Raw genomic sequence first — 24,882 nt, forward strand, 5'->3', positions numbered from 1 at the left:
GCGCGCCCCACCGGCGGCGTCAGGCCGCGCGGCCGTCCCCCGCCGGACCGCCGTCGGCGCCGCCTCCCGCGCGTCGCGCGTGCCTGCCGAGGCTGGACGCGGCGGCACGGAGGTCGTCGGCGGCCGTCCGGCAGGAGTCCGCCTGTCGGCGGAGGGTCGGCACGCACCAGCCGGGCACGTGGGGCCGGTCCGCCAGTCGGGCCGCCTGGGCCAGGAGCTGTCCCGCGACCCGGGCCAGCGCCTCCGCCTCGGCGCGAAGCCCCTCCTCTTGCGAGCGCGACTGCCCGTCGCGCACGGCGTCCGTGGTCATGCGGCCTCCTCGGTCATACGGCCTCCTCGGTTTCCTCGGGTCGGGGGCGCCCCGCGGAACCGGGCGGGGCGGAGGCACTCCGCCCCGCCACCGGCTCCGTGGCGCCCGCGTCAACGGGGCAGTGGGGACCCGGCGCCGCGGCGGGCCTGGTACGCGGACGCGCTGAGCACGAACAGCGGCCTCGCGCCGTCCAGGCCCAGCGACCGCAGCTGCCGCACGAGCGGGGGTTCCTCGCCGGTCTCCCCGGTGGCGCACCGGAGGCGCGCCTCCGGTGCCGGGTGGAACCGCTGCCGTCCCGCGCTGTGCACCAGGGTGCGCAGCGTCGTGCCGGCCGACCGCCCGTAGAGCACCGAATCCGTGTGCGGAGCCGGCACCGACGGCCCGAGGCCGCCGCTGAAGTCGAGCAGGGGCCGCTCCGCCCCTCCCGCAGCGGTGTCGCCGGGTCCGGTCAGGACGGCGTGGAGCCGGTTTCGCGTCAGCCGCACGTCCAGGTGGGCCGTCCGGGCCGGATGGCCCCACAGCTCCCTGCCGGCCTCCTCGGCCTCCGGGGTGGTCACGGCCAGCGCGGTGACCTGGCGGCCGACGCGGCGGGTGTCCGCCCGGCGCAGCAGATCACGCACGACGTCGTACCCGCGGGGCCGCCACAGGTCGTTCACGAGCACGGCGAGACCCAACTCGTTGTAGGGGCCCAGGCTGACGCAGCGGTGTTCGTACGCGGAGAGCGCGACCAGGACACGCCGCCCGAACCGGGTGGGGACCATCCAGGAGGCGGGGGACAGGAGCTCGGCCGCCGCGGACGGGGCGACGGCGAAGAACGCGACGACCGCCGTCGAGTCGTAGTACCGCACGGGCACTTCGACCGGCCCCGCCGAGGTGGCCACCGGGGTGACCGGCACCGCCATCAGGGGGTAGCCCTGCGGGGGGTTGGCGCGGTCCTTCAACTGGTACACCTGCGACCGCACCACCTCCCCCCGGTAGGGGGTCAGCGCCTCGTCGATGTCCCGCCGCGCGTCGGGCAGGTCGTTCTCCAGGTTGTCGATGTACTTCCCCAGCGAGTGGCACAGCGGGAACTCGTGGCTCGGATCGGTGTAGTCGACCTCGTACCAGTCCTCGTGCGGGGTGAACACCGTGCCCGATCCCGCGCCCCTGCCGTCCAGCGTGGGTACGAGGTCGTGCTGGTTGGTGACGGTCGCCACCCAGGTGCGGGGGTCGGCCGGCCTCTTGTTGTCGACGGGGGACCCCACGGTCACCGCGTGCGTCACGCGGAAGCGCCGGCAGAACCCGCTGTTCTGCACCAGGTTCATCAGGGCGATGCCGCCCTCGCTGTGGCCGATCACGGCCAGCTCGGCGCCGTCGGGCACTCCGTACTCCTCGATGGCCAGCAGGATGCCGCGGGTGTAGGGGGACTCCGGGTCGAACAGGTTGCTCCACGCGCCGATGAAGTCCTGGGGGGAGTCGTTGCGGGGCCTGCCGGGCGCCATGCCGGGGGCCTGGAGGACGTGCCGTACCTTGCCGTCCGGGCCGCGCACGTCCTGGATCAGGATGCGGCCCTCGCACCCGAGCAGGGCGATGTTGCGCAGGAAGCCCATGAGCGAACCCCGCTCCGCGAGCGACCGGGCGTCGTCCTCCTCCAGGGTGACCGGGACGGCGGAGCCCTCACCGGAGTCGAGGGCCGAGAGGTGCCGCGACGAGATGCCGAGCCAGGGGTCGGCGTGCAGCGCCTCGCCGGTGGCGATCTGCCACCCGACCTCGTCGTTGAGCGGGTTCTCGTCGAGCAGCGCCCGGATGGCCGACAGCTCGGCCAGCAGGGGCGCCAGCGTCGACAGGGCGCGCTCGGCCCCCCGGTCCCTGAGCACCGCCCGCAGGGCCCGCAGCGCTTCCACGTCGCGGTCCTCGGCCACGGCGTCCATCAGGCGCCGCATGCCCGGGTCCCGCTCCAGCTCGGGATGTTCCAGCAGGACCGCCGCGACCCGCAGCCGCAGCGACGTCACGGCGACCCGGTTCGCCAGGCTCTCCCGTCCGCAGACCTCACCGACCTGCCCCATCCTCTTCAGGGGCCCGCCCCGCGCCCGCAACGCGAACCCCAGGCCGGAACCGCGGGTCAGGGCGCGCACCAGGGCCCGGTACGCGGCCGCCCCGGTACCCGGGTGCCGCACGCTGGACCGTGCCAGCCACGGCGAGGCGAGCACGGCGCTCGCACGGGTGGAGGCGCCCATGACCGTCTGCGCGGCGCGCGAGACCTCCAGGGCCGCTTCGCGCAGCGACCGCGCGACCTCGGCCCGGTCGGGCTCGTCCCGGTGCGCGGCACCGGGAGGGTGCTGGGATGCCATGGCGGCCTCGCAGAACGGAAGCGGGCCGACCGGTTCAGCCCTCCTGGGACGATGGTCGGAGCCCCGGCCCGTCCGCGCATCCGGGAAGGCCGGTGCCCGGGGCGCGGAGCGCGGGGGCGGCTCGGGCGCCGCACCACCCGGCACCGTGGGCGGCGGTGGGCCGCGGGCCGGTGGTGCTCCGGCAAAACCCCGGTACGGGCGGGGGCCGGCCTCCGCGCGGCCGGTCGCGGACCGGACGGCGTGCGGACGCGGCCGGCGGGGAGGAACCGGATCCCGGGCCGATCCTCCGTCCGCGGTACGCGACGGCCGCGCCCCACCGGCGGCGAGGGCGGTGCCCGGTAGGTCGTCCGGTGCGTCCGGAGCGCCGCGGGACGGTGCCCGTGCTCAGCGGACCGCCACGACGATCACCTGGTCCCCTTCCGCGAACCGTACCGGTCGCCGCTTGTCCGGGTTGATCCGTACGCCGTAGTCCGGGGCCGTCGACAACTGGTGGTGCAGCCGGTAGCCGATGGCGCACTCGTACTGGCGGCGGGCGGACTCGACGACGGTGGCGAAGGTGACCTCGCGACCGGGCCGGACGTAGTTCACGGCGGGCTTCAGGTAGATTTCGCTCCCCTCGGCGGCGAACAGCTCCGTGAAGAGGTCGGCGAGGTGCCGGTTCTCGGAGATCTGCGTCATGAGCAGGCTGATGAGCCGCCCGCTGACGATGAAGTCGGCGCCTTCCCGGACCGGGGCCAGCGGTCGGTTCCGGTCGTCGGACATCTCGGTGATGACGGCGATCTCCCGTCCGGTGGACTCCTCGATGGCCCGCAGGTGCAGCAGTGTGAGCAGCGTGCGGTCGTCGGGGTCCGGGCCCTTCCCCGCCGCGCCCCGGCCCGGGAGGTCCGCGCCCGTGGGCGCGGCCGGGTGGCCCCCGTCACCGATGACGATCACGCTGTCGTACGAGGGCACGTCCAGATCGGCCAGGGTGCGCGGCTCGGTGATGTCGCCACTGTGGAAGGTCACGCTCAGGTGGCGTGTCGTGCCGTCGGCGGTGTACGCGTCCCGCACCGCCGCCTCGGTGCCGAGCGCCACGACGTCCAGGGTGGAGCGGGGGGCCACGTACTGGTCGAGCTGTTCCACGATGAGCGGGGCGCGCCGGTTCCAGCCCAGGAGCAGCAGGTGCTCGGCGGCCGGTACCGGGACGGCGGCACCGACGATCGCGTCCTCGTCCACGGGCAGGGGCGCGTCCGTGCGGACGGCCGTGTCGTCGTCCCGCGTGATGACCAGGAGCTGGTCGTCGGCGTCGATCCTGGTGTCGGAGGGCGGGTTGAGGGCGATGGCGCCGTCGGCGGAGAGGACACCGACCACCGAGGAGGTGGCGAACGACAGGAGCGTCTCGCCGAAGGTCCGGCCGGCGAAGTCGGAGGCGGAGCAGGTGTAGAACTCGTCCCCCTCGAAGTCCAGCAGCTCCTGGTACACGAGGGAGAGCCCCGGCTGGCGGGACGTCTGCACCAGGAGCCGGGCGATGACGTCGTCGATGTTCAGGACGCAGCCGCCGGGCCCGGCGGCCAGCGTGGCCGCCAGGTGGTGCCGGGCGTCACGGACCGCGGCGATCACCGCGGTGTCACCGCCGACCCGGGGAACGGCCGCGTTGACGGCCAGGAGCGTCTTCACCACCTGGAGGTCGCCGCCTTCGTCGCGGGGCGGCAGCACGAGGACGGCTTTGGCGGTGTGCGGACTGACCCTGGCGAGGACGGCGGGGACGGTGACGGAGCCGGTGCGGCAGATGACCCGGGTGGAGCGGTTCCTGCCGACGTTCGCGGCGATCTCGCTCTCCATCTCCACCTTGTCCTTGGCGGCGAGGACGGCGACGGCGGACCGGCGCTGGTTGGCGTTGGCCACCACCAGCTCCGAGATCACGGGGAAGACCTGGTCGGACCAGCCGAGCAGCACGGTGTGGCCCTTCTCCAGAACCGTGGAGTGGCCGAGCCGGAGCGCCATGATCCGGCGGTTGATACCGGTGGTGATGAGACTGACGAGCGTCGACACGAAGAGCAGCGCCACGAGCGCGAGCAGCACCGACAGCAGCACGTAGGTGGGGGAGCCGACCTCGCCCCCGACCTCGAGGGTCTCCCCCACGCGGTGCCAGACCTCCGAGATCCGGGCGGACAGGGTCTTCGGCGCGTCCTGGTCCGTCCACACGAGCGCGATGCTCGCGGGGACCACGACGGCCAGGCACATGAGGACGAGCCAGCCGATGAGGACGGGAGTGCCGCGCGCGATCAGGTTGTCGAAGTGGTAGCGCGCACGCAACCGGGCGGAAGACGCGTGTCGTGCCATGCGAAGCCCCCGAAGAACATGAGACACCGTGCCGGACGATGACGAACCGTTACTCGACTGGGGCTTCACGCTAACGCGCCGTGCACGCGATCCTTCGGACCGCCACCCTCCTTCCCGGGTCGAACGGGCGCCCGCCCCGGCGCGCCGTCCGCGTCCGCGCGCCCGTCCCGCCCCTTCGTCCGTATGGGGGAGTTGGGTTGCTTTCGCCGCAGCGGCTCCCCGATTCTCATTCGTGTCCGAAAATGAGTCATGGAGGGGTGGGGAGCATGGTGGACGCCGTCGTGGTGATCGACTGCGGTTCGGAGCAGGTCAAAGCGGGCCTGGCCGGTCAGGACGCGCCGCAGGTGGTGTTCCCCTCGCAGGTCGGCCGCCGCAGGGCGCCGGGGACGTCGGACGGCGTCGTCGTGGTGGGGGAGCAGGCCCGCGCCATGGCGGCGGGGACGGGCCAGGTCTCCCAGCCGCTCCTGGACGGCAAGGTGGTGCACTGGGACGACTACATCAAGCTGTACCGGCACGCCCTGCTCCCCTGGCCGGACGCCGCCGCCTCGGGCGGGGTGCTGATGGTGCAGCACCGCGACCGCATCTCCGAGCAGGGCAGGTGCCGGATCGTGGTGGCCCGGCAGCAGGGGGCGGCGCGCGTCGCGGTGGTCGACGCCGCCGTCGCCGCGGCGGCAGCCGTGGGCCGGACCACCGCGCTGGTGGTGGACATCGGCGCGGCGGGGACCCGGGTCAGCGCCGTCCACCGGGGACGGCCGGTCGGACCGGTCGCCCGCAGCGCGATCGGCGGCAGGGACATCACCAACCACCTGTTGCACAGGCTGACCCAGCGCGGCTACACCTTCACCGGCAGGGCGGAGCGCGGCCTCGTCCAGGTCATCAAGGAACGCCTGTGCTTCGTCGCCCTCGACTACGACGACGCCCGGAAGCGGGCCGAGGACACCTCGGCGATCGAGGAGACCTGCGAACTGCCGGACGGGAGGGTCGCCTCCGTCGGCGTCGAGCGTTTCGCCTGCCCCGACCGTCTCTTCCGGCCCGAGGACTGGGGCCTGGAGGTGCCGGGACTGCCCGCGATGGTCCAGCAGGTGGTCGACGCCGCCGACAGCGGCATCCGCGCCGACCTGTTCGCGGGCGTCGTGCTGACCGGTGGCACCGCCCTGCTGCCGGGGCTCTCGGAGCGGCTCGCGAAGGAGCTCCGCGCCCTCAGCCGGGGCGCACCGGTGGAGGTCGTCACACCGACCGAACCCGGCCACCGGGCCTGGAGCGGCGCGTCGATCCTGGCCGCCGCCGGTGCCGTCCCCTGGAACCTCTGACCGGACGGCCGGGGGCCCGGGAGACCGGCCCGGCCCTCGCGGCCGGCGGGCCGGTCAGACGCGGTCGGCCGCGATCAGGAGGTACTGGAAGGAGCCGTCCTTGTACGCGTTGATGAACGCCTCTTCGATGCCGGTGACCAGGGAGGAGGTGGCGCGCAGCTCCCAGTAGGGCAGGGTCGCGGCGGTCAGGTCGACGACGGCCTGCGGTACGAGGCGGTTGTCGGCCATGGCGCGCAGGTATTCCCGGCGGGAGTGGATGTTGCACTCGAAGTGCGCGTTGATCTGGGAGACCCACTTCGAGGGCTGGCCGTAACGCGGGTTCCAGCAGCCGGTGATGGTCACGTAGCGGCCGCCGACCGCGAGGATGCGGGAGTGCTCGGCGAAGAGGTCGTGCAGGTCGACGTACATGCTCGACTCGTTGTTCCACGAGGCCGCGGTCCGCCCCGTCTCGAAGGGCGTGGCGAGCATGTTGCACACGCGGGCGCGGACACGGTCCGCGATGCCGAGTTCGTGGGCGCGCCGGTTGGCGAAGTCGGCCTGCTTGGCCGACAGGGTGACCCCCTCGACCCTGCACCCGAACCGCTGGTGGGCCATGACCATGGAACCGCCCCGGCCGCAGCCGGCGTCCACGAGCGTGTCGTCGCGCCCGACGGGGCCGAGGTGGTCCAGGAGGACTTCGGCCTGCGTCGACTCCAGGCGGTGGAGTTCGGCGATCAGCTTCTTCTCGTACTCGCTGTCGCCCGCGTCCCCGAGGGCGGCGTGGTCGACGTCGCCGATGCCGTAGTGGTGGTGGTAGAGCCCGTCGACGTCGCCGAGACGCAGGTTCACGGGCCTGGCCTCCTGGTCCCAGTAACGGGCGATGTCACCCTGGTAGGGCGACGCCGGGGCGGGGACGAACGCGGAGGCGCCGGGGCCGTCGGTGAGTTCGATGCCGGTCACAGATAAGTCCTTCTTACCAGAAGTCGGGCAGGCTGTATCGATACGTGTTGGTCTGGTGCCAGTAGTGGTTGCCGTCGACCCACGCGGCCACGCCCCGCAGGAAGCGCAGCACGCTCGGGGCGGGGCAGGCGGCGGCCAAGGCGGCGGCCTCGGCTTCGAAGTCGTGCATGAGGTCGTTGTGGACCTCGACGGCCTTCAGGTAGGCGTCCCGCTCGGAGCGGCCCTCGCGTTCGGCGATCACCACGGGCAGGTTCAGGTGCCGGCCCGGGCTGCTGAGTTCCTTGGTGTACGAGTACAGGTCGTTGACGATGGTGGCCGCGTTCCCGGCGAGCGCGATGACCCGCTGCACGGCGGGCTGGGCGTGCAGGTCCGGCGGCAGTTCGTAGCCGCCGACGGTGTCGGTGATGGTGGGGCAGGGGCGGAAGTTGTTGAACTGGCGCATCGCCAGGTACTCCCACACCTCGGGGACGTGGTCCGTCTCGGCCCAGGCGGCCTCGGCGAGGTACCCCAGGTGCAGACGAGCCATGTCGTGCCGGAACCGGTCGGCCTGGGAGGGGGTGGCCCGCTGGAGGAAGTACTCCATGGCGGAGCGGTAGGCGCGCCGGGGGGCGTCCGACCGGAGCGACTCCACCCAGCCCGGCTCGTACTCCTTCGTCGTGTGCAGCGGGTCGAGGGCCGTGTGCGCCAGCAGGAGGCGGCTGCCGAGGCCGACGGGTGAGCCGCCGTGGTCCTCGCAGTAGCAGTCGTCGACCGCGTTCTCGGCGACCATCAGCCGCGTGGCGATCATCAGGTGGTCGACGGTGGGCGCGTCCGGGTGGCAGGCGACCATGTACCGGCCGACGCAGAAGCCGTCGAACTGGTCCTCCCACTCCGGGGGGCACGCCTGGACCTCGTCGACCGCCCACGCCTTGATCCTGCGGTCGACCTCCGCCACCCGCGCCGGATCGGGTTCCGGCACCGGGTGGTGGTAGAGGCCCGGGACCGGCCTGCCCTCCGCCGGCGCCGCGGGTGCCGGGGGCTCCTCGCGCCGGACCGGGTGCAGGCTCGCCGTGCCCAGACCGCTGGGGCCGCGCAGGATCCGTTCCAGGGCGGGAGCCGGTCGCCCCACCGCGGCAGGTTCCTGGGGTGCGCGCCGGGGGACCGGGCCGCCACCGGAGCCGTCGCCGGGGGCGGGCGCGGCGGCGGGGCCGCCGATGCGGGCGGGGACGTGGGTGCGGGTGAGGACGTGGGTCCCGAAGGGGGCCGCGGCGGTGGGCAGGCCCGACTGTAGAGGGGAAGGCCCGGGGTCGGGCATCCGTGGCTCCTTGGTGAGGTGGGTGGGCTGTCCCGGCTCCCGGGCGCGCTCGCCCGGCCCGGGAGGTCCGGGCCGTCTGTCCGTCTGTCCGTCGGACGGGCCCTCCCTAGTCGCGCTTGCGGGCGATCAGCACGTTCTCCAGCACGCCGAGCGCGTCGGGCACCAGGATGGCGGCGGAGTAGTAGGTGCTGACCAGGTACGAGATGATCGCCTGCTCGTTGATGCCCATGAAGCGCACCGACAGGCCCGGCTCGTACTCCTCCGGCAGGCCGGTCTGGCGCAGGCCGATGACGCCCTGGTCGTCCTCGCCGGTTCGCATGGCGAGGATCGAGCTGGTGTTCTCCTTGCTGATGGGGATCTTGTTGCAGGGCAGGATCGGGACCCCGCGCCAGGCCGGGACGTGCTGCCCGCCGACGTCCACGTGGTTCGGGTAGAGCCCGCGGGCGTTGAGCTCGCGCCCGATCGCCGCGATCGTCCTGGGGTGGGCGAGGAAGAACTTGGTGCTGCGGCGGCGGGAGAGCAGCTCGTCGAGGTCGTCCGGGGTGGGCGGGCCGGAGTGGGGCTGGATCCGCTGCTTGAAGGCGGCGTTGTGGAGCAGGCCGAACTCCCGGTTGTTGATCAGCTCGTGCTCCTGGCGCTCGCGCAGCGCCTCGATGGTGAGCCTGAGCTGCTCCTCGGTCTGGTTCATCGGCCCGTTGTAGAGGTCGGCGACCCTCGTGTGGACCCGCAGGACGGTCTGCGCGACGGAGAGTTCGTACTCGCGCGGGTGGAGTTCGTAGTCGACGAAGGCGCCCGGCAGCTCGACTTCGCCGGTGTGGCCGGCCGACATCGCGATCTCGGCCTCGCCGTGGGTGTTCTGGCGTTGGAGGGAAAGCGAACTGAACTGCTGGATGTGGGCCTGCAGGCTCGGCGACGCGGACATCACGGCGGCGAAGTCGGCGCGGGAGAGGGTGAGCAGGGTGCCGGGGGTCTCGGCGGTGGCGGTGTAGTCCCACGTGGCGTCGGCGTCCAGGAGGGCGTTCTCACCGAACCGGTCGCCGTCGGCGAGGACGGCGACGGTGACCTCGTCACCGTACTTGCCGACGGAGGTCTGGTGGATCCGGCCGTGGGCGATCAGGTGGATCCGGTCGGAGGGGGTGCCGCGCTCGACCAGCACCTCCCCGGTCCGGAAGTCGCGCTGGACGCACCGGTCGGCGATCGCGGTCAGCACCTCCAGGTCCTCGAAGCCCCGCAGCAGGGCCAGCTCGCCGAGCTCGTAGGGGATCACGCGGACGTCGGCACCGTCTTGGATGAACTCGATGTTCCCGTCGCCGACGGCGTAGCTCAGTCGGCGGTTCACCCGGTAGGTGCCGCCCTTGGTCTCCACCCAGGGGAGCATCCGCAGCAGCCAGCGGGAGGTGATCTCCTGCATCTGCGGGGCGGACTTGGTCGTGGTGGCGAGGTTGCGGGCAGCCGCGGTGCTCAGGCTGGACCGCCGGTGCGGCTCCAGCTCTGCTTCCGGGAGGGTCTCAACGGCCATCGGGCGGGCTCTCCTTCACGAGGAAGATGATTGGCATATATATGCGCCAATCAGTGAAATAGGAGAAAAGGAAATGGGTATCTGGAAACCCATCCAGATACCCGAGGAAGATAACACCCAAAATGCCCGATTTATCCAATCCCGTGTGGGATACGGCCTCGATGCGGTCGTCGTCCTTCGCGGAGCCGGGGTCGACCCGGGGGCGGGGACGGCGGTCCGGCCCGCCCGGACGGCGGCGGGGGCGGCGGGTTCCGATGCGGCGGCGCGGCCCACCGGGGGCCGCCGGGGCGGGTTCCGGCGCGTGCCCACGGCGTGTCCGGCCGGCCGTGAGGCGGCGCCGTCCGCCTCGCCCGCGGGGCCGCTCCCTCGGCGCACGAGCTGCTGGGGCCGCCCGTTCCGCGCCCCTCTCCCCGCGGGCGGACGGCCCGCTCGGGGTGCCGCCGCCCTTCGTCAGCCGCACGCGGCGGTGCGGAACTGCTCCAGCGTTCCGGTCCTGTGGCCGTACTTGTCCGTGCCCTCGCGGTCACCGGTCCAGTAGCGGATCTGGCCGGGCTTGAGCTCGGCCAGTTGGGCGCGGGTGAAGTCCACGCCGGTGGTCGCCCATGAATCGTCGTTCGTCCAGCCGTGCACGTGGTAGGTGACGCTCTTGTTCCGCTTGGGCCGCCGCGGCGACCCGTGCGGCTCGGCCCCGTCCAAGGCGTCGAGCGCCCACGCGGCGATCCCGGTGACCGGCTCATCGGGTTCCCAGTGGGCGATGCTCCGCGGTTCCTCGGTGCCCTCGCCGTCGATGGAGAGGGTGGCGCCGTCGATGTGGTCGTGGCACAGGACGAACACCGCGATCGGGCGCCCGCTCTCGGAGACGGACACGCCGGTCCTCCCCGCGCTCGGCACCGTGCATCCCATCAGCGCCCCCAGACCGAGGGCGATGGCCACGGCTCGCCTCACCCGTCTCACCCGTGTCATCCGCGTCTCCCTGATCCGCTTTCCGTGACCGCGTGCTAGGAGGCGCGCCCGCCCGCACATGTGGAGGTGCACCCGGCGTCCGCACGGGGGATGCGGTGATGCGGACGCCGGGCGTGCGGGAGGCGGCTCGTCAGTCGCCCGTGTTCGTCGCCCAGAGCGGGCGGTTGGACTGGTCGTAGACGACGACGTTGCCGTCGTCCTGGACCGCGAGGACGTGGCCGCGGTTCCACGTGTTGGAGTGCCAGACGGCCTTGCCGTTCACGTCGTACAGGACGAAGTTGCCGTCCTGCTGGAAGATCGCGCAGTTCCCCTTGGGCCAGGCGCCGGGGGCCTGCCACGCGGCGCGGCCGTCCTTGTACAGGACGAAGTTGCCGTCCTGTTGGACGCGGAGGACTGCCCGGCCGTTGCCGGACGTCAGCGACTGATTCCTGCAGAACTGGGTGCCTTTGCCGAAGCGGGCGTCGGCGAGGACTCCGGCCGGGCCCGCCTCCTGTGCCGTCCGCGCCTGCTGGGCGGGGACGGACGGGGTGGCGGCGGCACCGGCCGTCGCCACGCCCGTCATGAGCATGGCCGCCGCTGCCGCGAGAGAAATCCGGCTGAACCTCTTCGTCACTGGAAGACCTCCCTGGAGGTGAGGGCATCCCGGGGCGGGATGCGCACCGCGAGGTTTTCCAGGGGCGCGGAGAGTAATCCAGGAATTCAGCAAAGGGGTGTTCTTCGGGCCAGGTCGGAGAGTGGGTGAAGAAATGTTCCGCCTGTTGGCGGGACTCTCCCGTGCCGGACGGCGAAGCGCTGAATGGTCGACCGGATTCGACTGCTGGAGATTATCGTCTCCGTTTTTCTTTTGATGGAAATATTTTATTGCCGCGCAGGTCGGGGCCCGGCCGTTCCGTCCCCGGCGAACGTTCCGCCCGTCCCGGACGCGCGGGCACCCGGCGCCGCCCCGGGACTCCTCAGGGCTGGAGCCGGGAGACGCGCCAGCCACCTCGGTGCCGCTCGTACCGGAGGCGCAGGTGGAGCCGGTCCGGCCGCGCGCACCAGAACTCCACCTCCCGGGGCCGCAACCGGTAGCCGACGAAGCGGTCCGGACGTTCGAGGGCGGCGCCGGACGCGCCGAGGCGTTCGGCCTCGGCACGCAGCGCCGACGGATCGGTGAGCGGCTCACTCTGCCGGGACGCCGCCGACATGGCGTGCAGGGGGACCGCCCGGGCGTGCCAGAGGGCGTCCGCCTCGGTCTCGCCGACCCGCACCGCCGGTCCGCCCAGGCTGATCTGCTGGCCCGTCTCCCGCCAGTAGAGCAGCCCCGATGCCCAGCCGGTCTCGGTGATCTCCCGGCTCTTGCGACTGGTGCCGTGGGTGGTGAACAGGACGCCGCGGGCGTCGACCGCCGTGAACGCCACGGTACGGGTGGACGGCCGCCCCCGCCCGTCGGCGGTGGCCAGCGCGAGCGCCCGCGGTTCGCGGACACCCAGCTCGACGGCGCGGGCCAGCCACCGCTGGACCAGACCCATGGGTTCGGGCGGGGGGTCCTCGTACTCCGGGAAGCCGATGTCGGCCCTCGCGGTGAGGCTTTCGAACCTGCTCGTGTCCATGCGTGCCCTCCTCGGGACGGGGACTGCCGGGCTCAGACGTGGAGGACGCCGCGCCCCACGGTGACTCCGTGGCCGCCGACGTGGACGGCGTGGACGCGCCCCCCGTCGGCCTCGGCCCTGGCGAGCATCAGCGAGGGGCGGCCCATCTCGACGCCCTGGAGGATCTCCAGGTGCTGCCCGTACGCGGCCAGGCCGTGCCGGGCGAGGTGGATGGCGAGCGGTCCGGCCGCCGAACCGGTCGCCGCGTCCTCCACCACGCCGTACGCCGGCGAGAACATCCGGGTGCGCCAGCGCGTGCCCCCTCCGGCGAAGCAGTTCGCGGCCATGTCGGGAAACGCGGACAGGGCACGGTGGTCCGGACGCAGCGCCGAGAGCGCGGCCACGCTCTCCAGGCCCACGAAGACGTGCCGCGGCCCGTTGCGGTACACCTCCACCGGTACCGTGGAGGCGGCCACGCCGAGCGCGGCCAGCAGCTCCTCCGCGTGCTCGTACGGCTCCCAGACGGGGTGCGGCTGGCGCATGCGGACCACCACCGCGCCGCCGTCGTCGTCGAGTTCCACGGGGATGACGCCCATCGCCGTCTCCAGCCGGAGCCGGTCCCTCTTCAGGGTCTCGCCGAGCGCGACGGCGGTGCCGAGCAGCGGGTGGCCGGCGAACGGGAGCTCGTTCACCGGGGTGAAGATCCGGACGCGCGCGTCACCGCCCTGTTCGGCGGGCAGCACGAAGGTCGTCTCGGACAGGTTCATCTCCCGCGCGATGCGCTGCATCAGCCCGGCCGTCAGGTCCGAGGCGTCGAGGAACACGGCGACGGGGTTGCCGTACAGCGGCCTTCGGGAGAAGGCGTCCACCAGCATGTAGTCGAGCATCGGCGAGGCTCCTGAAGGGACGGGGGCGACGGTTTCCCGCGGTCGGCGCGGCGCCGGGCCCGTGCGGGAGGGAGCGGGGCGTGCGCTTCGGCCTCACGGGCCGAGCACTCCCCGCAGGGCGTCGGCGAGCAGCCGGGGCCCGTCGACGGTGAGCACCGATTCGGCGTGGAACTGGAAGGAGGCGAAGCGCGGGCCGCGCAGCGCGTCCACCTCCCCGGTGGCCGGGTCCCGGCTGACCCGCACCCGCCCCACCTCGGGCACGTCGCGGTGGTCGGTGGGGCTGACGGCGGCGAAGGCGTTGTAGTAACCGACCCGTTCGCGCCGGCCGAAGAGGTCGATGGCGCGCTGCACGCCCTGGTGGGGCTCGGTCCGCCGCACCAGGGCGAAGCCGAGCCTGCGGCTGAGCACCTGGTGGCTCAGGCAGACGGCCAGGAAGGGGACGCGGTCGCCCAGCAGCCTCGCCAGGGTCGCGTCCAGCGCCGCGATCTTCGGGTGGGTGACGGCGCGGGGGTCGCCGGGGCCGGGCCCCATGACGACCAGGTCGAACCCGTCGAGGGCGCACGCCTGGTCGTAGCGCAGGACCTCGGCGGCGAGCCCCAGCGCTTCGAGCTGCTGCACGATCATCGCGGTGAAGGAGTCCTCGGCGTCGACCACCAGGGCCTTCCGCCCCTCCAGTTCGGGCACGGCCGGTGGGCGGGCGGCCGGGGACGCCAGCCAGAAGTCGGCGATGCCGCTGTTGCGGCCGCGCAGGGCGTCCCGTACCGCGGGGTGGTCCGCGAAGCGGGGGGCGGCCGGCGCCGGGGCCGCGTCGGGCTCCGCGCCCAGGGCGTCGAGCAGTGCGGCGGCCTTGGCCCGGGTCTCGGCCGCTTCCGACACCGGGGACGAATGGCGCACCAGGGTCGCCCCGACGGCGAGCGCCATGCGTCCGTCCGGCGCGATGTCGGCGGTGCGGATCAGGATGGCCGAGTCCATCGACCGGCTGCCCGACGGCTCGCGGCTGATCAGCGCGGCGACTCCGCTGTAGTACCCGCGCCCCTGCGGCTCGTGGCGCGCGATGACCCGGGCCGCGCTCTCCACCGGGCTGCCCGTGACGGTCGGCGCGAACTGCGTGTCGCGCAGGATCTCCCGTACGTCCCGGTGGGTGCGGCCCTCGATGAAGTACTCGGTGTGGGCGAGCCGCGCCATCTCCTTGAGGGCGGGACCGGTGACCCGGCCGCCGTCCTCGCAGATCCGGGACATCGTCTTCAGCTCCTCGTCGAGGACCATGTACAGCTCGTCGGTCTCCTTGCGGTCCTTCAGGAACGCGGTGAGGCCCTCCAGGGTCGGTCCGCCGGGCGGGTAGCGGTAGGTGCCGCTGATGGGGTTCATCACGGCCCGGCCCTCCCGTACCGAGATGTGGCGTTCGGGGGTGGCTCCGACGAACGTCCGGCCGTTCACGTGGATGACGAACGTCCAGTAGGCGCTGGGCTCCAGCGCGACCAGCCGCCGGAAGACGGCCAGCGCGGTGTGCACCGGATCGCCGCCGACGTCGGCCCGCAGCACGCGCTTGAGGACGAAGTTGGCGCCCTCGCCGGTGCCGATCTCGTCGGCCACGACGCGCCGCACCAGGTCGGCGTACTCCTCGTCGGACAGGTCGAAGCCGTGGACGGACAGGGCGATCGGCGTGTCGGGCAGTCCGGGCAGGACGTCCGCCAGCGGCAGCGCGGCCTGCTCCGTGACGGTCAGGGCGATCAGGGGCGCCCCGTCGTCCGGAGCGGCGAAGCCCCGCTCGGCGAGCTGCCGGTAGGGCACGAGGACCAGCGCCTCGTGCGTCGTGGCGGCCCGCGGGCCGGTCGGCTCCGGCAACGGCAGCCGGGCCAGCGAGGCGGGGTGCGAGACCTCGCCGAGCAGTAGGTCGACCGTGCCCGCGGTGCCGCTCTCCGGCCGGTGCAGCAGCGCGAAGGCGGACGGTGCGGGGCCGGCCAGCAGCCGGTCGAGCAGACCGGGCCCGGTCTGCCGGCCCCGTGCGTCCGTGGTGCCGCGCCCCGGGGGTGGGGAGCTCATCCGAACACCTCCGAGCTGAGGGTCACCATCCCGCACCGCTGGGCCACGTACTCCAGCGCGAGACGGTGCTGCCCGGGCGAGAAGTCGGCGACGGCGTCGGCGGCCAGGAACACCTGGATGTCGTGGCTGAACGCGTCGATCGCCGTGGCCAGCACACCGATGTGGGCGTACACCCCGCACAGCACGAGCTGGTCGCGGCCCGCGGCCCGCAGCCGCTGCAGCAGGTCGGAGCGGAAGAAGGCGCTGTAGCGCCACTTGGTCAGCCGCCAGTCGCCCTCGGCCGGGGCCAGCTCCGGCACGACCTCCCGGTCCTCGGGAGCGGTGCGCATGCCCGGACCCCAGAAGTCCCGGAGCAGCCCGCGCTCCTGCGGTGTCATACCGCCGGGCTGCGCCGTGTAGGCGACCGGCACTCCGAGGCCCGCGGCCCGCTTGCGCAGCAGCGCGGCGTTGTGGACGAGCTGGGAGCGGAGCGCGTCGGGCACCGGACGCAGGAAGAAGCGCTGCATGTCGTGGACGACCAGGGCCGCGCGGTCGGGGTCCGGTGTCCAGTCGGCCACATTGGCCGGCAGGTCGTCCGCCGTCGGCATGGCGTACGGGACGATGACGGGTAAGCCGATCACCATTCGAGTCCTTTCGGAGAGGGTCGGAACGAGGACCGGGAGGGAAGGGGCCGTGCCGCCGCCCGGGCCCGGGGGCGCCCGGCGTCCCGGCGGCCCGCCCGGCGATCCGTCCGACCCGTACGGCGGGTCCCCGACGACCGCGGGCACACCGGCGAGCGGGCGCCGCGGCCGTGCCGCACACCGTCCGCGGCGGGTGACGGGGGAGAGGCGCCGGGGGCGCCCCGCGCCGGCCGTACCGCGTCGGCGTCCTCCCACGGGGGCCCGCCCGGGGAGCCGGCGGCGCGCGGCCGGCCTCCGCCGCGGTACGCACGCCCTCCCCCCTCGGGTGGGGGCGGTGATCGGCGGCCGGCCGGCGCGCGTCAGGTCGGGATGCCGTCCCGGCGGATGACGGGGACCTCGATGTCCAACGCCCGGAACTGCTGGCAGGGGTTCATGAACTCGCGCTGCTCCTTGATCTTGCCGTTCTCGAACAGGAACGAGTGCAGGAAGTGGTTGCGGTAGTGCCCGGGCGGATAGCCGGGGAACAGGATCTGGCCCTCGCCGTCGCACTCCACCCAGAACCGGTTGGGATCCTGGGTGTCGAAGATCTCGACGTTGATCCAGGCCCAGTCCGGGAAGCACTTCAGCGACCAGACGGCGTGCTCGCCGAGCCGGTCCCGGCCGCGGATGGCGATGGGCTCGCCGGTCTCCGTGGTCCACAGGCCGCCGACGCCGTCCTCGGTGAACAACAGGTGGCGCTCCAGGCGGTCTGGGCCACGGGTGTTCATGTACTGGGCGACGACGGCGCGGTTGTGCTCGCGTACCTCGTTCTCGTCGGACATCGCGGGTCTCGCTTTCCCTTGCTGTGAGAGGGGACGGGTGTCGGTGGGAACGTGCACGGGGAGCGTGTCGGACGGATCCCGCGGCGGGACGGCCGGGCGGGCCCGGCCGGTCCTGGCGACCTCGCTTCCCGCTCCTGACCGGACGGCCCGGGAGCGGCTCCCCGATTGTGGCGGGCGCGCCCCCGCCGCTCCAGGCGAGTATCGGCCGTGGCCCTTGGGCGGGGCTGGTCGGCCGGTTGGCGTCGGCTTGGCGGCCCGGTGCCGTGCCGGGGAGGCGGGTCAGGACGGGATCCAGTCCCGATTGATGCGCGGTGTCCCGATGCCGAGGGAGCGCATGTGCTCGATCGGGTTGGTGTACTCGCGGCTGGAGACGATCCTCCCGTCGCTCAGCGTGAAGCCGAGGACGAAGTGGTTGCGGTAGTGGCCTTCGGGATAGCCGGGGAAGCGGATCGTTCCCTCGCCGTCGCACTCGACCCAGATGGCGTCCGGGTCCTGCGTCTCGTAGAGGCGTACGTCCGTCCACCGCCAGTCGGGCAGCACCTCCAGGGAGAGCTCGCCGTGCCGCTTCAGCTTCTCCCGGCCCCTGACGACGATGGGTCGGCCGATGTCGGTGTAGAACAGCGACGCGGTGCCGTCCTCGGTGTAGAGGGTGTACCGGCGCGACCGGGCCTCCGCACCGGTCTCCAAGTACCGCTCCACGGCCCGCCGGTTGCGGGCGCGCAGGTCGTGGTCGCCGGTGAACGCCTGCGCGACGGTGCCGGGCCGGGTGGACGAGGGCGGGGTCATGGCGTCTCCTGGTGGTTCGGTGGCGGGACGGGGCCGCTGGCACGGGGCGTGGAGGGCCGGCCGTACGGCGCCGCGGCGCGGGGCGGCCGGGCGGCGGGCCGCGCGGAACCGGGGGAGGGCCGCCGCGGCGCGACCCGGTGGTCGAGCGGGTACGCGGACGAGCGCACCGGGAGGGCCGCCGCGGCGCGGAGCGGCCGGTGGACGGAGCCCGTCGACGTGGTCCGCAGGCGGGCCCCGACCGGGAGGGGCGCCGGGGCACCCACCGGCCGCGTGCGAACCGGTCGCTGGAGGACACCCCCGGAGACCCGCGCCGCACCGGCCCGCCTCCGGCCGGAACCCGCCGTGCGCGGCTCTACGGCCGCCCGGGCGGCGTCAGGGAAGGGCGGGCGTTGAGCTCGGCGACGTCGCTCTCGGCCTTCTGGCGGTACATCTCGGTGATGAGGGCGAGCTGGCTGCGGTCCAACGCGCCGATCCCGCCGGCGCGTTCCATCGCGCGGCCCGCGAGGACGACGGCCGCGGTCGCGTCCAGGCGGGCGCGCTCGTAGGCGGCGAGCCCCGCCGGCGTGTCGCCGTCGGCCCGCGCCAGCTCGTGGGCGAGGACCCGGGCGTCGAGCACGGCCTGGGACGCGCCGTTGGCCCCGGCGGGGTACATGGGGTGGGCGGCGTCACCGAGCAGCGTGACCCGGCCGCGGCCCCAGGCGGGGAGTGGATCGCGGTCGACCATCGGGTACTCCAGGACCCGGTCGCTGCGCTCCAGCAGCTCGCGGACGTCGAGCCAGCCCATCGACCAGCCGTCGTAGTGGGACAGCACGTCCTTCAGCCGCCCCGCGCGGTGGTCGTCGACCGTGTTCACCACGCCGTCCTCCGGGAGGGGGCCCGGCTCGGCGACGCGCACCAGACAGACCCAGTTGACCCGGTCCCGGCCGATCGGGTACGCCACCAGCGAGGCGGTGCCGTCGCCCGCGATCACCACGGAACGGCCGGTCAGGAACGGCGGGAACCCTTCCGTCACCCCGCGCCACATCCGCTGGCCCGACCAGCACAGCGGCCCCTCGTCCGGGTGGAGCCGGGCGCGGACCGTCGAGTGCAGCCCGTCCGCGCCGATCAGCGCGGCGGCCTCGAACGTCTCGACGGCACCGGTCGCGCGGTCCGTCACGCGGACGCGGACGGCGTCGGGCCCCTCCGTGAAGTCCAGCAGCCGTACGCCGGTGCGCACCGCATCGGGGCCGAGCCGCTCACGGACGCGTTCGAGGAGCATCAGCTGCAACTCGCCGCGGTGGATGGAGTACTGCGGCCAACGGTAGCCCTGGGCCAGGCCGCGCGGCTCGGTGAAGAGCCGGTTGCCGGAGCCGTCGCAGAACACGTGCTCGGCCGTGGCCACACCGAGGGCGGCGAGGTCGGCGCCGAGGCCGAGTTCGGTCAGCTCGCGGACTCCGTGGGTGAGGAGGTTCATCCCGACGCCGAGCGGCTGGATGCGGCGGGCGCTCTCCACCACGACCGCGTCGATGCCCGCGGCGTGCAGGCTCAGCGCGGCCGTGAGCCCGCCGATCCCGCCGCCGACGACGAGGACCGGGGTCATCGCCCGCCCCCCTCGGCCGCGCGGATCGACGGCCGCGCGGCGGCGCGTGCTCGGATCTCGGTCATACTCTGCTCCTTGTCCTCACTGGTGGGTCCCGCGGGTCGCTCGCTCGTCGGTCTGCCTTCGCGCCTTCAGGCCGCGCGACGCATGCGGACGGGCGCGTCGGACGCCTTTTGGTAGTACGACGCGAGCTTGTAGTACTCCTCGTCGGACGACACCGCGCCGGCGTAGACGAGCACGCGCTCGCCGGTGTACGCGTACGGCGCGCTTCCGGCGAACTTCCCGATCCGCGGTTCGATCCGGGCGGGAAGTTCCGTCGGATCCGAGGACCGCGCGGAGAAACAGATCCGCTCGACCTTCGAAGAATCCCAACCGAAAGTGGGATACATGGCGAACGACGTCCGGATGAACTCCAGTATCTGCTCGCTCGGTTCCGGCAGCCCGAGCTCGCGGAGCATCGGCAGGACGGCCTTCGGCTCGACGCATTCAGCGGGGAGACCGCTGAAGTACACGTTCCACGTCCTGTTCGCGTAGTCGATCGCGATCGCCGACACTCTGCCGTCCAGGCCGTAGTTGGCGAAAGAACGGGCGTGTTCGGCCAGGCCGCGCGGCATGGACGGGATGTCGGCAAGGCTGGACAGCTCCTGCGGGGCGTCCAGGGGGAAGCCCGCGTAGGACTTCTTGAAGCCGCCGACGACCCCGTAGTCAACGCCGTAGGTCTCGATGGGGCATCGCGCCCGGAGGTCCGAGAACAGGGTGGTGATGGGGTGGTCCACCTCGTCGACGAGACCGTGCGACACGGCGACGGCATGGGGGTCACCGACCTCCCGGGGCACTGAGAAGTCGAATTGGAAGTCTCCCTCGTGGTGCTTTCCGGTCGCCATGCTGAAAACGATGTGGGAGTTCGCGAGCACGTCCCCGTACGCGGTCAGGGCCGGCCGGATCCTGTCGCGCGAGCAGGTCACATCCAGCAGTCGAGCGGTTTCCTCGACGGCCGAAAGTATTTCCTCCGTCTTGGCGGCTTCGAGCATTTTTCCTCCAGGGTCGACCTCGGTGCTTGCCGGAAAATCTCATCCCGTGGTTCGTCGTCGTGTCCTCTTCTGCCGTCCTGCTGCGGTGAAGCCGGTGCCGAGGAATCCACTCGGATCGCGCCAGGATCGTCACACCGCCCGCTTGCTGCCCGCTTAGCGCCAACTTGGCGGCTGCTTGAGGCGTTCGGCACCGGCGCCGGGACAACCGGTGCGAGCAGCACGGCGCGGGGCCTGAGAACCACGCCCGGCCGGGGTGAGGGCCCCGCCGCGCCCCTCGCGGGCACGGGCTGCGGAAGACGGGCCGCCAAGCCGGCGCCAACCAGCCGTACGGTCCCCGTCGGCGCGCGTGGCCGGCGCCGAAGCCGTGCCCCGTACACGTACGCCGGCGCCTCTCGGCCGCCGGTGCGGCGCGGGGTGCGTTTCCACCGCCGATGTCGTGACTTCCGGCGCCCGGGTTTCTCGCCGGTGTCGCACTTCCGGTGCCCGGGTCCCTCTCGACTGCGAACGCGTCCTCGACGGAAGGACCTCCGACGCCCCCCGGACCAGGCCGGTGGGCAGCCGTGCCCGAAGGCGGTCCGCGGGACGCGCGGCGGACGCGTCAGTCCAGTACGGGGGCCTGGCGCAGGATCTCGCTCTCCAGGTGCTGGAGGGCCGGGCTGGGGTCGATTCCCAGTTCCTCCGCCATCCGCTTCTGATGGGTCCGCAGCACCGCCAACGCGTCGGCCTGCCGCCCGGCCCGGTACAGGGCCAGGCTCAGCAGCTCACAACCGTATTCGCGCAACGGGTGGGCCTGTGTGAAAGCCGCCAGCTCGGACACCGCCACCTCATAGGCACCCACCGCCAACAGCGACGCGCAGCGCCCCTCGATCACCGACAGACGCAACTCCTCCAGCCGCACCACCTCCGGCGCCACGCGCGTGGCATCGGCCACCTCCTCGTAGGCCCGCCCGCGCCACAGCGCCAGCCCCGCCTCGAACTCGCGCAGCGCCCGCTGCGGATCACGCCGATCCAGCGCCTGCCACCCGGCCGTCGCGTGCTCACCGAAGTGGTGGGCGTCGACCTCGACGACGCGGCTGTCCAGCAGATAGCCCCGGCCGCGCGTGCGCAGCACCGTCGCCGGCTTCCGAGGCGCCCGGTCGGGTTCCAGCGCCCGCCGCAGATTGGCTATGTACGCGTGCAGCGAGGTGATCGCCGATCGCGGCGGTTGCCCGCCCCACAACTCCTCCAGCATCACATCGACCGACACCGGTTGCCCGACCTGGCTGACCAGCAGGGCGAGTGCCGCGCGCTGCTTCGGCGCTCCCAGATCCACCCGCCGGCCGGCGACAGCCGCCTCCAGCGGGCCCAGCACCCGGAACTCGATCCCGGTCGGCGGCGCGTCCGGGGCCTTCGGAGCCTCCGGGGCCGGTGCCTCGGCCCATCCGGCACGGCCCGGCGGAGTGCGACGTGAAGTCGTGGCGACGTGCGCGCTGTGCCGGTCGCCGGCCGTTTCGAAACCGGCGTCGGGAAGCGGGAACTTCACGTCGAGGCCGAGGGCCTTCGCGGCGTACATCTTCAGTGTCGCGTTCGCCCGCCGGAGTTCGCACACTTCGCGCTCGAGTTCGGCGATGCGCCGCGCGTCCCCGGCGCCGCCCCCCGACCATTGCCCAAGAACGATCTGCATCCGGCGTCCCCCGCCGGCCCCGGGGGCGACGGTCAGCGTGCGGCCGTCGGTTTCCTCGTTCTCCATCTCTGAACTCCTCTGCATTTCACTCCTTTGGAAGGGGGTGAAGGTCAAGTCGATGCCGAGCCGGTGGCAAGAGGAAGGCGCGGCCTTGGAAGGGCGTACGCGCTGTGCGGGCGACAGGGCGTCCCCGCACCGGGGCGGACTCCGGGCGTGCCGATTCCGGGTAGTCCTTCGGTGAGCGTCCGGAACGTGTCCTCGTGGCGGAAAGGCCCTGAGATTCTCCAGGAGGGCGCATGCGGGAAAGCCGCAGTCCCCGTTGGCGCCTCGCGTGTCGCGGGACACGGGGATGCGGGATCGGTATGCCGTTCAGCCCGTCGAGAAGAGGCTGAAGCAACCTGGATTTGCGGAGTGAAAGCGTAACCGCATCCGTGTGCCGGAACCTAAGGAACAGTATTCGGAAGCACCGAGCACGCTCTTTCGAGCCTCCGGTCGATGGCAGGGGGAATCGATGTGATCGCCCGCGTGCCGTGCACCGGATTCTTGTTGCTCTCGTACACGCGTGTCTCACCCCGAGGACGATGTGCTGATCACCTCACGGGCGTTGTGCTCGTCGTATCACCGATCCGAAGACGGCGACGCCGACGTCGCGCTGGGGCGCAACGCCTCCTCCCCGCTCCGGAAACCGGGGGACGGGTTTCCCGCACCACGCGTGACACCGGCTTCCATGAACCCGTGGGGGAGCGGATCGCGTTTTCCGTTCCCGCTCCTGCTCCCGCTCCGGCGCGGCGGACCGCGGATGTCCGAGGTCTTCCCCGCGGCCTCGGGCCGCGGTCGCCGCATCTGCTGAAGGGGGGAAGACCGGCCCGCCCGGGGGTGGCCGGCCCGCCCGGGCCGGAGGTGTCCACGGTGACCAGGCCGCCACCATGCGAAGTCGCCCGGAAAGCGGGTCGGTCGACAGAAAAGAGGCGGACCCGTGGGCGACAATTCTACATATATACTCTTCGCTGACTGTTCGTCAAGTCCTTGTCGTCAGCCGCATGACCGACCATCGAGACGGCGTGGCGGAGGGCCGGTCCCACTGCCGCACGTTTCAGGCAGCGGGACCGGGAGGTGCGGTACCGAGGACCGTCACCGCGGCGCGGAGCAGTCCTCGTCCTGGTTCAGCCGGTCGAGGACGGCGGCGACGTCACCGGGGTGGTAATAGACACGGCCGGCCTGGGTGTAACGGCGCCATCGATACAGATGGGCGTAGCGGTACACGGAGCCTTTGGAGACCCGCAGCAGGCCGGCGATGTCATCTGCCGACAGACCGGCCAGCGCCGGTTCCCGCCTCATGTGCCCGCTCCTCGACTGCGCGTCCGGCGGGCGAGCCCGTTTTGCCGAGTGACCGGCCGGGTGTGGCCGGGGCAGGACACGAAGGCCGTACGAACGGCCAACCGCCCATCGGTGGCGGCGGGGTTCACCGCGTCGGCGGCGGCGACTTTTCCGGGAGCCTCCCGTATCACGCGCACTCCCACCGGACCCGAGTCTCTGCTGCGGTTCGAGTGCAGGGCGGGAAGGTGGAAAAGATCCTTCTCCGGACGGTCGAGGCAGGGCGTGTGCAAGAACCGCTTCCGGTCGGCTATGCCCGCATTACCTCTTTCGCTTTCGCTTCGTCCATTTCGGCGCAGTGCAACCTGGCATGTTCGATGCCTTGTCACCGTTCCCCCTTTGGCGTGTCTCCACGCCTCCCCCGTAGGCGGACCCGTTCCAGGGAGAGGTTCACCGAGTGGGACAGCACCCGTCAAGGGGGCTCCTCCGGTTGGCCGCGGCGAGGCCGTTCCGGTTTGCTGGTGTGATCGCATCCCGTGGCGCACTCCGCGCCCGGGTCCCCATCCCCTGTCAACACCACGAGTTCGGTGGGAATGGCGAGTTCAACCGGATTACCTGTCACCGGGGCTGAAGTCGTGCTCCCGGGTGGCACGTTCGGCGTGGTCTTCTTCAGTCTCGGCCACCGCGTGTGGCGCCCTGCCGGGAGTGGATTCCGCAAACGCCGCCGGTCCACTGGGAAGGGCCTCCGCCGCCGTCGCCGCGACGTCGGACGGTGGCCGTTCCCGGACGGGACGCCACTGTTCAACCATGCCGCCGACGAGATTGAACACTGGCGCCGGCGTCCACGTCCCGCGCCTGAAGCCGGACCGGTAGCGGCGGCTCGCCGCCCTCACCCGCTCCGGCGGCGAGGAGCGGTACGCCCGCGCCCTGGTCCTGGCCTCGCCCCCGAGGGCCAGGCGCTGGGAGACGGCCGCAGTTGCCGGCCCCGACGACCCCCGACAGCCACGGGAGATGGCCCTCGTTCTGGTGGCCGGCGATTTCCATGCCGCCTGCCGACCGGCGCACCGGTTCGAAAACGTGTGCCTTTCGTGGGGTGCCCTGCCAGACTGGCACGGCTTCAGTCCATCCAGTACCGGAACGGGGAGTACAACGACCATGCGTGTGAAGAGCGTTGCAGCGGTGATAGGCGGAACGTTCACCCTCGTCGCCCTGGCCACCGGCGTCGCCCAGGCGGGACAACACCAGACGCACGGCCACCCGGTAGTCGGGGAAACGGTGGCAGGAGGCCCGTACAAGCCGACGGAGGAAACGGTGACCGGAGGCCCGTACATGATCACCGGCGATGCGCTCAACAACCCCAGCCCGCTGGGCTGACCGTCCGGTGCCCCCCCCGCCCGCTTCCGTCGACCGGGGCGGGCGCGCCGGCCGGCCCGGTCCCTTCCGGGACTTCGAGCCGGCGGACCGGGCCGCCGGTGACGGCACCCCGGGAGCCCTCGACCCGCCGGGCACCGAGCCGGACCCCGACATACCCGGCCTGGCGGACCTGGCCCCCCTCTACCCGGACGAGGTGATCTCGCTGA

The 24,882-nt window shown here is 72.7% G+C and carries 20 protein-coding genes; 2 read left to right on the plus strand and 18 right to left on the minus strand.

The window, feature by feature from the left end; translation table 11 throughout:
* Nucleotides 1-19 precede the first annotated feature (19 nt).
* From RND61_RS25635 to RND61_RS25645, 3 genes are all read right to left on the minus strand, one after another.
* On the minus strand, nucleotides 20-310 hold the full coding sequence (locus RND61_RS25635; protein ID WP_315880462.1) for a hypothetical protein: 291 nt from the start codon (nucleotides 308-310) through the stop codon (nucleotides 20-22).
* Between the two features lie 110 nt (nucleotides 311-420).
* A complete protein-coding gene (locus tag RND61_RS25640) occupies nucleotides 421-2,640 on the minus strand; it encodes an acetoacetate decarboxylase family protein (RefSeq protein WP_315880463.1) in 2,220 nt (739 codons plus the stop codon).
* A 384-nt stretch (nucleotides 2,641-3,024) separates the two neighbouring features.
* A complete protein-coding gene (locus tag RND61_RS25645) occupies nucleotides 3,025-4,962 on the minus strand; it encodes a CASTOR/POLLUX-related putative ion channel (protein WP_315880464.1) in 1,938 nt (645 codons plus the stop codon).
* A gap of 266 nt (nucleotides 4,963-5,228) precedes the next feature.
* Between RND61_RS25645 and RND61_RS25650 the strand changes: the two genes are divergently transcribed.
* Entirely contained in the window at nucleotides 5,229-6,272 is a 1,044-nt protein-coding gene (locus tag RND61_RS25650; RefSeq protein WP_315880465.1) for an actin family protein, read from the plus strand.
* A 54-nt stretch (nucleotides 6,273-6,326) separates the two neighbouring features.
* Here RND61_RS25650 and RND61_RS25655 read toward each other — a convergent pair whose 3' ends face one another.
* The 15 genes from RND61_RS25655 to RND61_RS25725 form a co-directional block, all read right to left on the minus strand.
* Nucleotides 6,327-7,211, minus strand: coding sequence for a geranyl diphosphate 2-C-methyltransferase (locus tag RND61_RS25655; RefSeq protein ID WP_315880466.1), 885 nt, complete (start codon nucleotides 7,209-7,211; stop codon nucleotides 6,327-6,329).
* Nucleotides 7,212-7,224: 13 nt separating this feature from the next.
* The gene (locus RND61_RS25660; protein ID WP_315880467.1) at nucleotides 7,225-8,505 is read right to left on the minus strand and encodes a family 2 encapsulin nanocompartment cargo protein terpene cyclase; all 1,281 of its coding nucleotides are present in this window, start codon (nucleotides 8,503-8,505) and stop codon (nucleotides 7,225-7,227) included.
* A gap of 106 nt (nucleotides 8,506-8,611) precedes the next feature.
* Complete coding sequence (locus RND61_RS25665) at nucleotides 8,612-10,024, minus strand: family 2B encapsulin nanocompartment shell protein (protein WP_315880468.1); 1,413 nt, start codon at nucleotides 10,022-10,024, stop codon at nucleotides 8,612-8,614.
* Nucleotides 10,025-10,474: 450 nt separating this feature from the next.
* Nucleotides 10,475-10,987, minus strand: coding sequence for a hypothetical protein (locus RND61_RS25670; RefSeq protein WP_315880469.1), 513 nt, complete (start codon nucleotides 10,985-10,987; stop codon nucleotides 10,475-10,477).
* Between the two features lie 130 nt (nucleotides 10,988-11,117).
* Entirely contained in the window at nucleotides 11,118-11,600 is a 483-nt protein-coding gene (locus tag RND61_RS25675) for a hypothetical protein (RefSeq protein ID WP_315880470.1), read from the minus strand.
* A gap of 340 nt (nucleotides 11,601-11,940) precedes the next feature.
* On the minus strand, nucleotides 11,941-12,579 hold the full coding sequence (gene phzG / locus RND61_RS25680; RefSeq protein ID WP_315880471.1) for a phenazine biosynthesis FMN-dependent oxidase PhzG: 639 nt from the start codon (nucleotides 12,577-12,579) through the stop codon (nucleotides 11,941-11,943).
* Nucleotides 12,580-12,611: 32 nt separating this feature from the next.
* Nucleotides 12,612-13,445, minus strand: coding sequence for a PhzF family phenazine biosynthesis protein (locus tag RND61_RS25685; RefSeq protein WP_315880472.1), 834 nt, complete (start codon nucleotides 13,443-13,445; stop codon nucleotides 12,612-12,614).
* Nucleotides 13,446-13,538: 93 nt separating this feature from the next.
* Nucleotides 13,539-15,488 carry an anthranilate synthase family protein gene (locus tag RND61_RS25690; protein ID WP_315880473.1) on the minus strand — a complete coding sequence of 650 codons (1,950 nt, stop codon included), beginning with the start codon at nucleotides 15,486-15,488 and terminating at the stop codon, nucleotides 13,539-13,541.
* The gene (locus tag RND61_RS25695; protein ID WP_315880498.1) at nucleotides 15,485-16,108 is read right to left on the minus strand and encodes an isochorismatase family protein; all 624 of its coding nucleotides are present in this window, start codon (nucleotides 16,106-16,108) and stop codon (nucleotides 15,485-15,487) included. Before RND61_RS25695 ends, RND61_RS25690 begins: the two co-directional genes overlap by 4 nt.
* Nucleotides 16,109-16,467: 359 nt before the next feature.
* Nucleotides 16,468-16,929 (minus strand): PhzA/PhzB family protein, encoded by a 462-nt coding sequence (locus tag RND61_RS25700; protein WP_315880474.1) that lies wholly within the window; start codon nucleotides 16,927-16,929, stop codon nucleotides 16,468-16,470.
* 279 nt (nucleotides 16,930-17,208) lie between these two features.
* Entirely contained in the window at nucleotides 17,209-17,715 is a 507-nt protein-coding gene (locus tag RND61_RS25705; protein WP_315880475.1) for a PhzA/PhzB family protein, read from the minus strand.
* A 352-nt stretch (nucleotides 17,716-18,067) separates the two neighbouring features.
* Nucleotides 18,068-19,294, minus strand: a complete 1,227-nt coding sequence (locus tag RND61_RS25710) for an FAD-dependent monooxygenase (protein WP_315880476.1) — start codon at nucleotides 19,292-19,294, stop codon at nucleotides 18,068-18,070.
* 131 nt (nucleotides 19,295-19,425) lie between these two features.
* Nucleotides 19,426-20,325 carry an aromatic prenyltransferase gene (locus tag RND61_RS25715; RefSeq protein ID WP_315880477.1) on the minus strand — a complete coding sequence of 300 codons (900 nt, stop codon included), beginning with the start codon at nucleotides 20,323-20,325 and terminating at the stop codon, nucleotides 19,426-19,428.
* Nucleotides 20,326-20,923: 598 nt separating this feature from the next.
* Entirely contained in the window at nucleotides 20,924-22,054 is a 1,131-nt protein-coding gene (locus RND61_RS25720) for an AfsR/SARP family transcriptional regulator (RefSeq protein ID WP_315880478.1), read from the minus strand.
* Nucleotides 22,055-23,119: 1,065 nt separating this feature from the next.
* Nucleotides 23,120-23,326: a hypothetical protein gene (locus RND61_RS25725; RefSeq protein WP_315880479.1), complete on the minus strand. Its 207-nt coding sequence runs from the start codon at nucleotides 23,324-23,326 to the stop codon at nucleotides 23,120-23,122.
* A 987-nt stretch (nucleotides 23,327-24,313) separates the two neighbouring features.
* On the opposite strand from RND61_RS25725, the gene RND61_RS25730 reads away from it, so the two are divergent.
* A complete protein-coding gene (locus RND61_RS25730) occupies nucleotides 24,314-24,676 on the plus strand; it encodes a hypothetical protein (protein ID WP_315880480.1) in 363 nt (120 codons plus the stop codon).
* Nucleotides 24,677-24,882 lie beyond the last annotated feature (206 nt).

The organism is Streptomyces tamarix, assembly GCF_032423885.1.
Classification (GTDB): Bacteria; Actinomycetota; Actinomycetes; order Streptomycetales; family Streptomycetaceae; genus Streptomyces; species Streptomyces tamarix.